This window comes from Auritidibacter ignavus (assembly GCF_003703835.1).
GTDB lineage: Bacteria > Actinomycetota > Actinomycetes > Actinomycetales > Micrococcaceae > Auritidibacter > Auritidibacter ignavus.
The window spans coordinates 332,033-346,739 of record NZ_RDQR01000001.1 but is presented as its reverse complement, the minus strand read 5'-3'; the positions used below and the strand labels follow the sequence as shown (position 1 = coordinate 346,739).

Annotated in this window: 9 protein-coding genes; 8 read left to right on the top strand and 1 reads right to left on the bottom strand. The window is 61.0% G+C overall.

The features are described 5' to 3' along the window. Positions 1–7: 7 nt before the first annotated feature. The 6 genes from hemQ to hemL all read left to right on the top strand — a co-directional run bounded on the left by hemQ (position 8) and on the right by hemL (position 6,868). Positions 8–766, top strand: coding sequence for a hydrogen peroxide-dependent heme synthase (gene hemQ, locus DYI20_RS01490; protein ID WP_110100227.1), 759 nt, complete (start codon positions 8–10; stop codon positions 764–766). Continuing rightward, a complete protein-coding gene (gene hemC, locus DYI20_RS01485) occupies positions 767–1,837 on the top strand; it encodes a hydroxymethylbilane synthase (protein ID WP_243857495.1) in 1,071 nt (356 codons plus the stop codon). Continuing rightward, entirely contained in the window at positions 1,837–2,655 is an 819-nt protein-coding gene (locus tag DYI20_RS01480; RefSeq protein ID WP_122548699.1) for a uroporphyrinogen-III synthase, read from the top strand. Before hemC ends, DYI20_RS01480 begins: the two co-directional genes overlap by 1 nt. A 42-nt stretch (positions 2,656–2,697) precedes the next feature. After that, complete coding sequence (locus DYI20_RS01475; protein WP_110098569.1) at positions 2,698–4,374, top strand: FAD-binding dehydrogenase; 1,677 nt, start codon at positions 2,698–2,700, stop codon at positions 4,372–4,374. 115 nt (positions 4,375–4,489) lie between these two features. Next, positions 4,490–5,476, top strand: coding sequence for a porphobilinogen synthase (gene hemB, locus DYI20_RS01470; protein WP_110098570.1), 987 nt, complete (start codon positions 4,490–4,492; stop codon positions 5,474–5,476). Between the two features lie 66 nt (positions 5,477–5,542). Further along, positions 5,543–6,868 (top strand): glutamate-1-semialdehyde 2,1-aminomutase, encoded by a 1,326-nt coding sequence (gene hemL / locus DYI20_RS01465; protein WP_110100230.1) that lies wholly within the window; start codon positions 5,543–5,545, stop codon positions 6,866–6,868. On the opposite strand, the gene DYI20_RS01460 is transcribed toward hemL, so the two are convergent. Then, entirely contained in the window at positions 6,858–7,538 is a 681-nt protein-coding gene (locus DYI20_RS01460; protein WP_110100398.1) for an exonuclease domain-containing protein, read from the bottom strand. The two genes, hemL and DYI20_RS01460, sit on opposite strands and share 11 nt — an antisense overlap. 182 nt (positions 7,539–7,720) lie before the next feature. Between DYI20_RS01460 and DYI20_RS01455 the strand changes: the two genes are divergently transcribed. Together DYI20_RS01455 and DYI20_RS01450 are read left to right on the top strand one after the other, a co-directional pair. After that, positions 7,721–11,101 carry an ATP-dependent DNA helicase gene (locus tag DYI20_RS01455; RefSeq protein ID WP_158524692.1) on the top strand — a complete coding sequence of 1,127 codons (3,381 nt, stop codon included), beginning with the start codon at positions 7,721–7,723 and terminating at the stop codon, positions 11,099–11,101. Further along, a complete protein-coding gene (locus DYI20_RS01450) occupies positions 11,089–14,673 on the top strand; it encodes an ATP-dependent helicase (protein ID WP_110109974.1) in 3,585 nt (1,194 codons plus the stop codon). The genes DYI20_RS01455 and DYI20_RS01450 overlap by 13 nt, the downstream gene beginning before the upstream one ends. The last annotated feature ends 34 nt before the right edge of the window (positions 14,674–14,707 follow it).

Sequence of the window (14,707 nt, the reverse complement as noted above, 5' to 3'; positions counted from 1 at the left end):
GACCGTCATGACAGAACAGACGGAGAACAGCACCCCAGCCCCCGGTACGGTGCAACAACAGGCCAGCTCGGTCCCCGAATTGGACACGAGTTGGTTCACCACGTACACGGTCTTTGCCCGCAACCGTCACGAGAACTCCGTGGGCTCGGCCCGGTCGGCCTCGGAAAAACAGCGTGATGCCGAGGCCTTCCGCGCCTTAGTTGCTGATCTGTCCGAACAGGGCATCACCGTACGGGGTCTCTATGACGTCTCCGGTATGCGAGCCGAAGCCGATGTGATGGTGTGGATGTGGGGTAAGGACCCGGTTGCCCTGCAACAGGCCATCCGCCAAGTGCGTCGCGCCGATCTGTTTGCCGGAACCCACGTAGCCTTTACCGCCATGGGGGCCGACCGGATGGCGGAGTTCAATAGGGACCACGTGCCGGCCTTCGCGATGGGCCGCAAACCCCGCAAATGGCTGTGCTTCTACCCGTTTGTGCGCTCCTACGACTGGTACACCATGGATCCGGCCAAACGGCGTGACTTGCTGCGCTCCCACGGCCAGCTCGGCCAAGACTTCCCTGATGTCTGGGCCAACACCGTTTCGGCCTTCGGCCTGAACGACTGGGAATGGTTGTTGGGCCTGGAAGCGCCCCGACTGGATATGCTGGTTGACATGATGCGGCATCTGCGCAATAACGAGACCCGGCACTATGTGCGCGAAGAAGTCCCCTTCTACACCGGTCACTACATCGAGATCGATGACGTCGCCGAGGTGTTGGCCTAAATGACCGTTACCGACTCCGTGCCCGGCCGGATGTTGTTGATGGGCACTCGCGGTTCCGCGCTGGCCCGCACGCAGGCCCAGCAGGTTGCCGATCAGCTCAGCGACTGGCTACCCGGGGTGGAGATCACCTCCCAGATCATCCGCACCGAAGGTGATGTGACCACCGGCTCGCTGGCCTCACTGGGTGGCACCGGAGTGTTCGCTGCAGCGGTGCGGACCGCTGTGGTGCAGGGTCGGGTGGATCTGGCCGTGCACTCGCTGAAGGACCTGCCAGCGATCCAGCCCGAGTCCTTGCGCATCGCGGCCGTACCCGTCCGAGCTGATCCCCGCGATGCGCTGTGCGCCCGAGACGGCATGAGCCTGGATGAGCTCCCGGCAGGGGCCCGTATTGGGACCGGCTCACCCCGGCGCGTGGCGCAATTGCTCCACTACCGGCCCGATCTGCAACCGGTCGATATCCGTGGCAATGTCGCCACCCGCTTGGCGCGGGTGGTCGGCTACGAACACCACCACGACAACGCACCGGCCGCTGCCGGATCGGACCGTGGCGATCTGGACGCGGTTATCCTAGCCTGTGCCGGGCTCGACCGAGTGGACATGGACTGGGCCATTACCGAACGGCTCGACCCCTCGGTCATGCTACCGGCCCCCGGTCAAGCAGCGCTGGCGGTCGAGGTCAGTACCACTCGCCTGCTCGGATCGGCGGTCGAAGACGCCTTGGCACAACTCAATGACCCCGCCACCCTGCTCCAAGTCACTGCCGAACGCGCGGTGTTGGCCCGGTTGGAAGCCGGCTGTGCGGCCCCGATCGGGGCCCTGGCCACCGTGGACGCCCACTCCGGCACGCTCGCATTACAGGCCATGGTCGCCGGGATGGACGGGGTTAACCTGATCCGCGCCAATCGGTCGGTACCGGTCTGTGTCGACGGTGACCAGCTGATCGATGACGACCACTCCCGGGCCGATGCGTGGCAACTGGGTACGGCCGTTGCCGAAGAACTCCTGGATTCCGGGGCTGAGCTGTTGCCCGAAGCACCGCCGCGCGGAAACGGTGGGAGTAGCCTGTCGTGATGACCGAGGTGGTCACCGACACGGTGGTGATCACCCGGCACCCGGCCCAAGCGTCGCAATTAGAGGCCGGACTGGGTGACCACGGTGTCAGCGTGCAGTTCTGCCCCCTGACCGATTTCGTGCTGGCCGAGGACCGCGTGCCGGGCCAGCGTCTCGTAGCGGGGCTCCACGCTGGCGTGTTCGCCGGCGTGGTGGTGACCAGCCCCAATACCGTCCGCGCGCTGAGCTTGCTGGGGCTTGATTGGGCCCGGCTGGCCGGCGGCGACACTGTCGTGGTCGCTACCGGGGCCGGCACCGCCCGGAAGGTGGGCGAGCATGGTTACCCGGGCACGGTCTGGACCCCCACCACCGAAGCGTCTGCGCACGGCATTCTCACCGACCTGCCTGGGTCCCGGAAACTGCCGGTCGAGCCGGCGCGGCCGGTGGCACTACCCCAATCAGCTGCAGCCACTGAGACGTTGGTGACGGGACTGCGTGGGCTCGGCTATCGGGTCGATCACGTGCCGATCTATCACACGGTGGTCTATCCCGGACCGGCAGGGCGACGGTTATTGGCCGCCCCACACCCCGAGAGCGCTCAGCGTCTGGTGGACCTGCACGCGTTGAACCCGCGTACCCCGGTGGTGCTCACCGCCTCCTCAGCGGTCCGCCAGCTGGCCGAGCGGGCAGGTGAGCTTCCGGCGCCGCTAGCACACTACCGACTCATTGCCCTGGGGCGCCCAACGGCCAGTACCGCCACCGAACTGGACATCACCTTGGCCGGCACCGCGACCGCCCCGAACGCTGCGGGCATCCTGCAGATCTTACGCAACCTTTAAAGTCCTGTGTCAGTGCTTTCCAGCTGCCCTAAAATGTGACCTATGGCATACTTTGCGGATGGATTCGAAGCCCTCGTCGTCGGTCACGGTCTGGCCGGTCTGGTAGCCGCCTGCGAGCTGGCCGAGGCTGGACACCGCGTGGCGGTGATCGACCAAGAGAACGCAGGCAATATTGGAGGCCAGGCATACTGGAGCTTTGGTGGATTATTCATGGTCGACAGCGCCGAACAGCGTCGCATGCGGATCAAAGACTCCCTCGAGCTCGCTCTGCTCGATTGGCGCGCCAGCGCCGGCTGGGACCGGCTGGAAGGGCACCATCCCGAAGATCAGTGGGCCCAAGCCTGGGGTGAGGCTTTCGTGCACTTCGCCGCCGAGGAACTGCGCGAGTGGATCACCGGCCACGGCGTGAGCTTCTTTCCAGTGGTGGGCTGGGCTGAACGTGGTGGCAGTACCGCCACCGGCCATGGGAATTCTGTCCCCCGATTCCACATCCCCTGGGGCACCGGAACCGGGCTCGTCGCGCCCTTCGCCCGCAAGCTGCAACGCTACGTCGATCGTGGCCTGGTGCGGTATTACCATCGCCACCGGGTCGACGAGCTGATCGTCGAGAACTCTCGGGTTGTCGGTGTCCGCGGCGCTGTCTTAGCTACTGACGATGCCGAACGTGGCGTGGCAACCAATCGTGAGGTGATCGATGATTTTGAGTTCCGGGCTGCAACGACCCTGCTCGCCACCGGCGGGATCGGCGCCAACCCCGAGCTGGTGCGTTCTTTCTGGCCCGAACGGTTGGGCACCCCACCGCAGCAAATGATCAGCGGGGTCCCAGCCCACGTGGATGGGCGCATGCTGGCTATTGCCGGTGATGCTGGAGCCCGACTAGTCAACCAAGACCGCATGTGGCACTACGTGGAAGGCATAAAAAACTGGAACCCGATCTGGGAGCGCCACGGTATCCGAATCCTGCCTGGCCCCTCCTCGCTGTGGCTGGATGCGACCGGACACCGGCTCAACCCGCCGGCTCTGCCCGGTTTTGACACGCTGGCCACCCTGGCTGAGCTACGGGCCACCGGATACGACCACTCCTGGTTTATTCTGAACCAGAAGATTATTGAAAAAGAATTCGCGCTCTCCGGCAGTGAACAAAACCCCGACCTGACCGGCAAGGATCTGAAGCTGTTACTGAAACGGCTGGGCCCCGGTGCCCCAGGGCCGGTGGAAGCGTTCAAAAACCACGGCGAAGACTTCGTGGTGGCCGACACGTTGGATGAGTTGCTGACCCTGATGCAAGAACTCGAACCAGAGGTGCCGCTGGATACCGAACAGGTCCAGGCCGAAGTCCGCGCCCGCGATCTGCAACTGGACAACCCGTTCTCCAAAGACGCGCAAATCACCTTTATCCGCTCCCACCGGGCTTCGTGGGGAGATAAGCTCATCCGAGTCGCTCCCCCCGGCAAACTTACCGACCCGGCCAACGGGCCACTGATTGCTGTGAGACTGAACATCCTGACCCGCAAAACCCTGGGCGGGATCCAAACCGACTTAAACTCCCAAGCCCTGGATGCCACCGCAACCCCGATCCCCGGGCTCTATGCTGCCGGCGAAGCCGCCGGATTCGGCGGAGGTGGATCCCACGGCTATCGGGCGCTAGAAGGCACCTTTGTCGGCGGGTGTTTATTCACCGGACGCACCGCCGGCCGGGCCATGGCCGCTGAACTATAACGACGAGATGACGACTAGAGTGGACCGTAGGAACGCGGTGACCAGCTGTCATCAGCCTGTCACCAGCGCCGAACCCACACTGCCGACCCCCCATAGCAGGGGAGAAGGAAGGACCATGTCTTTTCCGCTCCAACGTCCCCGGCGCCTGCGTCAAAATTCTGCCGTGCGTCGGATGGTCGCACAGACTCGGCTTCATCCCTCCCAACTCATTCTTCCCGTCTTCATCAAAGAGGGCCTGACCGAGCCGAACCCGCTGGTCTCGATGCCCGGCGTCGTCCAGCACACCGAAGACTCTCTCAAACAGGTTGCCACCCAGGCCGCCACAGCCGGACTGGGTGGCATCATGATCTTCGGGATCCCGCAAAAACTCGACGCCACCGGATCCGAAGCACTCAACCCCGACGGCATCCTCAACCGTGGCATCCGCGCGGTTGTCTCGGCAGTCGGTGACGATCTGGTGGTGATGTCCGATCTCTGCCTGGACGAATTCACCGAGCACGGCCACTGCGGCGTCCTCGACGAGACCGGACGGGTCGATAATGACGCCACCCTGGAGCTCTACGGCAAAATGGCCCAAACCCATGCCGAAGCCGGGGTGCACATGGTCGGCCCGTCTGGCATGATGGATGGCCAAGTCCGGGTCATCCGTGAATCCCTCGACGAGGTCTCCGCCCAACACGTCGGGATCCTGGCCTACTCGGCCAAATACGCCTCCGCTTTCTACGGACCCTTCCGCGAAGCGGTAGACTCCAGCCTGACAGGCGACCGTAAAACCTACCAGATGGACCCGGCGAACCGGCGCGAAGCTCTGCTGGAGACCGAGCTCGACCTAGCAGAAGGCGCTGATATGGTGATGGTCAAACCTGCGATGAGCTATCTGGATATCCTGCGCGAGGTGGCCGACTTCTCGGACGTACCGGTTGCGGCCTACCAGATCTCCGGAGAGTACGCGATGATCGAAGCAGCTGCCGCTAACGGGTGGATCAACCGCGACGCCGCCGTGGCCGAGTCGGTGCTGTCCATCCGTCGGGCTGGAGCTGACCAGGTGCTGACCTACTACGCCCTAGAACTCGCCGATTGGATCCACCGTGGCCTGATCTAAGGCCCAGTGAGTTCCAACCAGACCCGCCCGACCCCGTCCAGCTCAGAACAGGACTGTGAGAATCCCATGACCGACCAGCCTACGTCTTTCACCAGCAACCAGCAGGCCTTCCGCGCTGCCGAAGCCGCCATGCCCGGCGGGGTGAATTCTCCGGTGCGCGCGTTCGGATCCGTCGGACTGACCCCGCCGAGCATCGTCAGTGCTCGGGGTGCCTACCTCACCGACGTCGAAGGTAACGAGTACGTTGATCTGGTTGGCTCATGGGGGCCCATGCTCCTGGGGCACCAGCATCCGGCGGTGGTGGAGGCCGTGCATGCAGCGGTCGACCGTGGCCTGTCCTTCGGTGCGTCCACCCCGGACGAGACACACTTAGCCGAACTGGTGAAATCCATTCTGCCGATCGATCGCATCCGGTTTGTCTCGACCGGGACCGAGGCGACCATGACCGCGCTACGCATCGCGCGCGGTGCCACCGGACGGGATCTGATCGTGAAATTCGCCGGGGGATACCATGGCCACTCCGATGGGCTACTGGCCTCGGCGGGATCGGGTGTGGCGACCCAGTCACTTCCGGGCTCGGCCGGTGTGACTGCTGCGGTGGCCGCCCAAACGCTGGTGGTGCCCTTCAATGACCGGCAAGCCCTGGAAGAAGTCTTCGCTGACTACCCCGAGCAGATTGCTGCGGTGATCACCGAAGCCGTGCCGGCCAATATGGGCATTGTGGCGCCTGAGCCAGGGTTCATGGGCTTCTTACGTGAAATCACCCAGCGCCACGGGGCCAAACTCATTTGGGATGAAGTCCTCACCGGATTCCGCGCTACCCCTACCGGAGGCTGGGGGTTAACCGGTCAACCCGAGGGCTGGACTCCGGATTTGTGGACCTTTGGCAAAGTGATCGGCGGGGGTATGCCGGTGGCAGCGGTGGCCGGCAACGCCGAGATCATGAGCCTGTTGTCCCCGTTGGGGCCGGTCTATCAAGCAGGAACCCTGTCGGGAAACCCCGTGGCTATGGCTGCCGGTATCGCGACTCTCAGCAATGCTGATGAGCAGGTCTACCAGCAGGTGACTCATGCCTCCCGGCAGATTCAGCAACTGGTCTCTGAGGCCTTGGATGCTGAAGGCGTGGACCATTCCCTGCAAGTGGCGGGAACGATTTTCTCCGTGGCCTTTGGCACCAGCGACCACGGGGTGCGCAACTACCACGACGCGCAGAACCAGGAGGTCTTCCGATTCGCGCCGTTCTTCCGCTCGTTACTCGAACAAGGTATCTACATCGCGCCCAGCGTGTTTGAGGATTGGTTTGTCTCCGCGGCTCATGACCAGCAGGCCATCGACAGGATTGCCGAGGCGCTCCCGGCAGCAGCCAAGGCTGCCGCGGCCGCTACCGAGTAGAACCGTCGAGGTCTTCGACTGGCCAATGGCGCGACACTGTCGCCTCAGGATCCTTACTCCGGCGCAGGTAGGCTTCAAAACTTTCTGCCTGGGCGGATTTCCACCGTTTCTGCAATTCGAAGAGCTCGGACAAAGGTACGGATAGCTTAGGGTACTTCTCGGCGATGGCGTAGGCGATCTCCACACCAGCCAATGCATCGGCGGCTGAGGCGTGCGCATTATCGAGCCGGACCTGGTAGATCTCAGCGACTTTGCCCAACGTGCGTCCACCCTTGCGGTAGGTGTCGACCTGTTTATCCAAGACGTAGGGATCAACGACCCCGGAGATCGTCAAGGTCTCTAGCCCGTGGCGGGCAATTTCTGCGGTTAATACCGTGAAATCATAAACCCCGTTATAGGCCACCACGGGGAAACCTGCTGCCATGAAGTCAGCCAGCGTGCCGGCGATCTGGTCAATTCCCTCCCGCGCAGCGGTCCCGTGCATGTGGGCATATTCAGTGGATATCCCATGCACTGCGGTTGCCTCAGCAGGAATCTCCACACCGGGATTGAGTAACCACTCAGCATTGGCCCGTTGGACCCGCTGCGGATCCACGACGACTAATGAGGCCGTGACAATCCGGGCTTGGCGCGGGTCCCGACCGGTCGTTTCCAGATCAAACCCCACCATCGCACCGCAGTGCCACGGCTGATCGGGACGTGGGGCAATCGATTGTAGAGCTTCGTTCACCTGTCTTACGCTACGTGGTCGACGCCTCCGGGGGAACCCACCGCCTTGCGGTGGTGGAAACAACACCGCGACAATTCTGCCAAGGCTTAACTTGTCCTTGGTGGTGCGGTTAGATGGACACTATGTCTGAGCCACAGCCTGGGTTTGAACTCCTCCAGCCTCTCCAGCCCGTCGCTTCCGCTGTTGAACTTGATGCTGACCAACGCCGTGTTGTCACGCTGCCAGCCGGTCACGGGCCCGTCCTGGTGATCGGCGCGCCCGGGTCCGGGAGGACAACCACCGCGATTGAATACGCGGTCCAGCGAATGATCACCGACTGTCAGCCAGACGAGGTAGTCATGCTGGCGGGTTCGCGCCAAGCAGCCAGCCAGGTTCGAAACGCTTTGACCGCGCGGTTGCAGGCCGAAGGGTTGGGTACACGGGCAGAGACACCGGTGCGCAGCGTGGCATCATTTGCCTTTGATGTGATTCGGCGGATGCGTGCCGAAGGCTATCTGGAACATGTGGAGGAACCACCTCGGCTGTTAGCTGGTGCTGAACAGGACCGAAAGATCGCGGAGATTCTGGAGACCTACCGGGAAGAAAACACCGGGCCACAATGGCCCGAGTCATTGCAACAGGCCGTGGGGCTGGCTGGATTTCGGCGTGAGGTTCGCGAACTGATCGATCGTTGCAGCGAATACGGTATTGAACCGGGCCAACTCCAACGGTGGGGAGAAGAGTATCATTACCCCGAATGGGTAGCTGTTGCTGAGCTGTTGCAGGACTATCGCGATGACCTTGATCTGCGTTCAGCATCGGCCTTCGACCCAGCGGGACTGATTACCCGGGCGGCCGATTATCTCGCTGACCCAGCCCACCGCTCTTTTCTCGACGCAGAGCGTCAACGGCGTCCGGTGGTGATCATCGACGACATCCAGGACGCCAACCCAGCGGTCTACCGCCTTCTAGAGATCTGGGCAAGTGACCTGGATGTGGTGATGACGGCCAGCCCGACCACGACGGTGCAGGGCTTCCGCGGAGCGACACCGCAGTTGCTCTCCGAGCTACCGCAACGGATGATCAGGGGCGATCTCTCCGGCGAGCAACGTCGCCAGCGGATCATCGAACTGACACATCAGCACCGCATGGCGGCACCGGTTTTCCAAGCCTGGCGTCGGGCCGCTCAACGTATTCCCGTCACCATGGGGTTGCCCTCAACGGTGCCTGCCACTCCCACCTCGGAAGAGGCCGAGACCACAACAAACCACAACGATGAGCGTGCCGAAGTACGCTGGGTGGCCAGTGCTGGCCAAGAAAAACTGTTGGTGCACCAACAACTGTTGCAACTGCATTTAGAACATAAGATTCCTTATTCGAACATGGCCGTCATTGCCCGCACCGCGAGCCGGGTCGATGCCATCGCCCGTTCGTTGAGCTTAGAGGGGATCCCAGTGCACCGACGCATGGCCGACGTCATGCTCAACCAGCAGGCAGCGGTCTCACCGCTGCTCACCCTGGTGGCCGTTGCCAGCAGTCCGGCACCACCGCGGGGGACCGGTCTTGCACCGGAGCGGTTGAGCTGGTTACTCACCGGTCGCTACGGCGGTGCCACCGCGGTACACGTGCGCCAGTTACGACGCCGTTTACTGCAAACCGAGCAAGCCCAGGGCGGAAGCCGAGGCTCACATGAGCTACTGGATATACTGGTCGACTCTCCGGAGCTGGTATACCAGATGTTGAGTCTGGACCCTGAGCGTGCCCTTCCGGATTATGCTCGTTCCGTGGTGCGCATTGGCACGATGCTCAACGCTATGCGTGGTGCCGTGGAGTCAGACTCACCTGAACCGAGTCAGGTTTTGTGGGCCGGATGGCAGGCAGCTCGCGTCGCGACATCGTGGGAAACTACCGCGTTGGAAGGTGAGGCGCAACAGGCGGCTCAGGCCCACCGCGACCTTGACGCCGTGATCGCCGTTTTTGACGCCGCCGAACGATACGAAGATCAATTCCCCGGCGAAACGTCCGCCGGATTCGTCGAATACTTGGAAAACCAAGACCTCCCCATGGACTCGCTATCGGAGACTCACCACCTTGATGAGGCGGTCTCGGTGCTGACCCCGTCGTCTGCGGTCATCGGTGAGTGGGACGCAGTCCTCATTGTGGGAGTCCAAGAAGGCATCTGGCCCAACACCCGAGTGCGTGGACAATTGTTGAAAACCGGGGACCTCGTCGACCTCGTGCGTGGTCGAACGACCCATGACAGACTGGTAGACCGGATCGCGGAAGTTCGAACCGACGAAATGCGCACCTTCGCCGCGGCCATCTCCCGGGCACGCAAGATCGTGATCGGTTCAGCGGTCGCTACCGAAGAATCTCAACCTAGTGCTTTCCTTGATCGAATCCAGCCCTGGCACGTCACTGAGGACCAGCCAGTACGGCCGATAACCTCGGTGCCCACACCGTTGACGCGGAGGATGCTGGTCGCCACCCTGCGTCGAGAACTGGAGAACTCAGCCCGTCAGAAACCAGAACATCGCGATGAAAGCCGGCAACGTGATGCAGCAACTGCGTTGGCCGTGCTAAGCGACCACGGCGTCTCCAGCGCCAACCCCAACTTCTGGTGGGGGCTGGCACCGTTGTCCAGTACCCACCCGGCAGCCGTTGCCGAAGATCTCGAATCTGGTCGGCCCATGATCTCCTTGTCGCCTTCAAGCCTCGGTACCGCTCTGGAGAACCCAGCCGAGTGGTACTTCGATAAGATCGGAGCCTCAACCTCCTCGTCAGAGCCTTTGAAGCGCGGCACCTTCGTGCACGCATTGGCTGAAAAATACCACCAGGGACGAGCCGAAGACCTGCAAGCCGGACTGGAAGAATTGTTCCCGGTTTTACTCCGCGCCCTGGAGCTTGACCCCGAAAGCTGGCAGGCCGAGGGAGAACGCCAGCGGATCAAAGATATGCTGAGCTTTTTCAGCGAGTATGTCATCGCCATGCGTCACGACGGCCGGAGTCTGGTTGCTACCGAATTGGGCGTCAACGCCACCTTCACGGTTGAGGATCTCGACGTGAAAGTTAACGGAAAAATTGACAGGCTGGAAAAAGACCCACAGGGACGTCCAACCGTGGTAGACCTCAAGACCGGCAAGTCGATGCCTCGAAGCGAAGAGGTTGACCGCCTGCCACAATTGGCCACCTATCAGGCCCTGATCATCTCCGGCGTCTTGAAGGCAACGAAGCTCGAGTCGGCCGAGTTTTCTCAGCCCACCACCCCAGGTGGAGCCATGCTAGTCCAGCTGGGCACCACCAACCAGAACCTAAAAGTCCAACACCAACAGCCGGTTGTTCCCGAGGATCCCAAGCACCCGGAAGAAAACTGGGCTAGCCAACAGATCCGGGACGCGGCGCGACGCGTCTCTGGAGCGAGCTATCTGACCTGGTGGGACCCTGGGGAGTTCCAGAAATCGTCCTACCAGATCCTCTCACCCATCACACGGCAAGGAAGGCAGATCACAGAGTGGAACCTTTAGCAGCTCAACCGCAACGAAACACCTGGGGAGACGTTCGGTTTAGCGCTGAAGAACTGGCCGATATCCTTCAGTCCGCGAAGCCACCCCAACAGCGGATGTATCCCACGAAACAACAGCGCGCCGTCATCGAATACGGTCCAGACCCCCTCCTGGTGGTCGCTGGTGCTGGCTCGGGCAAAACGCGCACCATGACAGACCGAGTCATCTGGCTGACTGCCAACGGTTTTGTGCGTCCCGAAGAAATTCTTGGCGTCACTTTTACTCGCAAAGCCGCTGGTGAATTAGCAGCACGCGTGAACGCCGCCATTGAAAACCTCGCGAGCCACGAGTCACTAGGCTTGACTCTCGACCGCCACGACCCGGGACAAGCCAGCGTTTCCACCTACCACTCCTATGCGAATGCGCTGGTAGCAGACTACGGGCTACGCATTGGTGTCGAACCCGATTCAGAAATGATCGGAGAGGCCCGATCATTCCAGATCATCGCCGAGATCGTGGCAAACTGGGAAGCTGATGTGTCCGAACTGGACTTTACCGAGAGTTCGTTGATCTCGGCGGTCAAAAAACTCGCCGCGGAAGCCAACGAACATCTTGTGAAACCACACGAGATCAAAGAGCACGTGATCGAAATTTTGGAGTCCGGCCAGCGTCTAGACACCGGGGCAAAACGGCCCAAATACGCCACGGAGATCTTTAACAGCCTCCGCGTGAAAATGACCATGGCCGATATCGTTGCACGTTACGCCCAGGTGAAAAAGGACCATAACCTCATGGATTATGGGGACCTGGTTTATTATGCCCAACTGATCGCCTCCACGATTCCCGAAGCTGCCGCCAGCGAACGCGAGAAGTATAAGGTCGTCCTCCTCGACGAATTCCAAGACACCTCGCACGCCCAAATGATGCTGTTCTCTTCGCTGTTCGGCCCCCAATCCTCCCAGGGAGCAGGTCACTGTGTCACAGCTGTGGGGGACCCCAACCAGTCGATCTATGGATTCCGAGGTGCCTCCGCCGGTCAGCTGGGTCTTTTTCCCGAATATTTCCCAGCCGTTAGGCGTGCCGATGACGACCGTGTTGACACACGGGCTCCAGCCGATATCTTGCCCCTGAGCGTGGCATGGCGAAATAGAGAGCGCATTTTGCGCGGTGCCAATGCCATTATCGGGCAACTGGATGGAGAACCGACCACCGGCAGGCCCGTCCCGGTCCAAGAACTCTCGGCAGGAGTGACCGGTGAACCCGGACGCGTGGTTATCAATTGGTTCAAAGACTCCGAAGACGAAGCACGCACGCTGGCCGACACCGTCGCAGACTGCCTGGGGATTACCGATCCCGGCTCGAACCAGCCACATCACACCGAGAAGTCGGCTGCCATTCTTTGTCGTCGCAAGGCAGACTTCCTGCCTCTGGTTGAAGCACTCGAAGCGCGAGGAGTCCCCTATGAAATCCTGGGGATGACGGGGCTTGTCGAGGTTCCCGCCGTCGTCGAGGTGCTGTCGTTAGCTCGTGTGGTTGCCGCTCCGCAGGAAAACGAAGCTCTAGTACGTATCTTGAGTAATGCGCGCTGGAGAATCGGAACAGCCGACTTGTGGGCACTTAACCGTTATGCCCGAGGACTCGTGCGTCATGGACGTGACGCTCAACCTCCGTCGGAACTCCGGTCTGATGACCCAGAACAGATCTGGAATGCTGAGAAGCTCGCCGAGGCACTCGTCTCCGAAGATGCTGAAGAAGTGTCACTGATCGAAGCACTTTATAAGTTACCGCCGATTGAGGAGGCAGCCCATCACGGATTCACCGAGGAAGGGCTCCAACGACTGCACCGTGTTGCGGACCTATTAGTCTCGCTCCAAGAGTTGCGTTCACTGGATCTTCCGGAATTCTTCCGGATGATTGCCCGCCGTAGTGGGATTGAGGCAGAAGTTCTGGCACATCCAGGAACCGAACTCTCCGAGGCACTGCAACACCTGGAAGCCCTTTACGATGTCGTCGACGAGTTCTCACAAGGGTTGAACGACTCCCTGACGTCTGATTTGTCGGGCTTTCTGGCATGGATAGAAACCGCTGAGGCAGAAGAAAAAGGGCTGGCACTACCCGCCGTTCAACCACGCCCCGGAGCCGTCCAGTTGCTCACCGTCCATTCTTCCAAAGGATTGGAGTGGGACGCCGTGTTCGTTCCCGGACTGAGCGCAGGAAAATTCCCGTCGGAGAAACCCGAGAGATGGACTTCCACCTCCAGCGGGGCATTACCCTGGGGGCTTCGCCACGATATTCCAGACGAGTATCAGTGGCCTTTCGACCAGGCCGAAACCCTAAAAGAGTGGAGTGCAGGAGCAGGCAACACCACGTTCTCCACGAAAGATCAGGATCGGGTGACCTATCATCGGTTGTCTGAGAACGTGAAGATCCGCAATGGATTCGAAGAAAAGCGACTAGCTTATGTTGCCTTCACCCGCCCCAAGCACTTGTTGTGGCTCTCAGGAAGCCACTGGGTGGGAACAAAGAAGAAAGCCGTTGAACAGTCCGAGTTCTTGACCATTTTTCAGGGACTAGACGGGGTCGAAACTGGACACTGGGTTGATTCAACAGACCCCGAAGTCGTCGGAGATAAGAACCCGCGGGCTGAGAAGATCCTGGTCTCCACCTGGCCTGTCGATCCTCTCGATGGCGCATCGATTTACCAAATCAATGCAACGGACTTCTATGACGGCGTTTACTGGATCGATGACCGGGCCGGAAAACCTCTGGTTCGCCACTACCCACGTCGCCAAGCGGTGACACAAGCGGCACAATGGGTGACCGATGCGCGTGAAACATCTGTCACGGATATTGAAGACCACGAGCTGGCTCAACGCGTGCAGTGGGCCCAACCCGACGAAGATATGACGCAGAGCAGTGAGGTTCACTTGCCAAGTCACCTCTCGGCCTCAGCATTTATAAGTTTGGTAGACGACCCGCACACCGTAGCGAAGTCACTGAAACGTCCGATGCCACGTCGACCGATCAAAGCAGCCCGAACAGGTACGCTCGTCCACCAATGGATTGAGGAACATTTCGCCAGTCAGCGTTCTGGCATCACGGGCATGCTCGACTTCGAGGACCCGGTCGAGGATGCCGACCAGGTCTGGGACGAACAAACCGGTGTGACGACCCTGCGAGAGAACTTCCTGAACACCAGATGGGCGCAACGCTCACCAGCGTTCATCGAAGCCGGGGTGGAAACGACAGTCGGGTCGGTGACCATTCGTGGCCGTATTGACGCTGTTTTTCGGAACGGGGGAGACCACCCGGATCAGGAATTCGACCCCACCGCGCAGTGGGAGCTCGTTGACTGGAAAACGGGTATGGTGCCGTCGACCCCAGACGACTTGGAACATAAAGGACTTCAGCTGGCGCTGTACCGTTTGGCCTGGTCACGGCTACATGATATTCCCCTGGCGAATATCTCGGGACGTTTTGTGTACCTTGCACATGGCGAAGAACGAACTCCGGTCAACCTTGCTGACGCCGAGCAACTGGAAGCGTTGCTGGCTCAAGCGCTGGAAGCCACCGAACCCCACGGAGCAGATTGAGTGGCTATCGTCGCGGTGATAGGGAACACTGCCA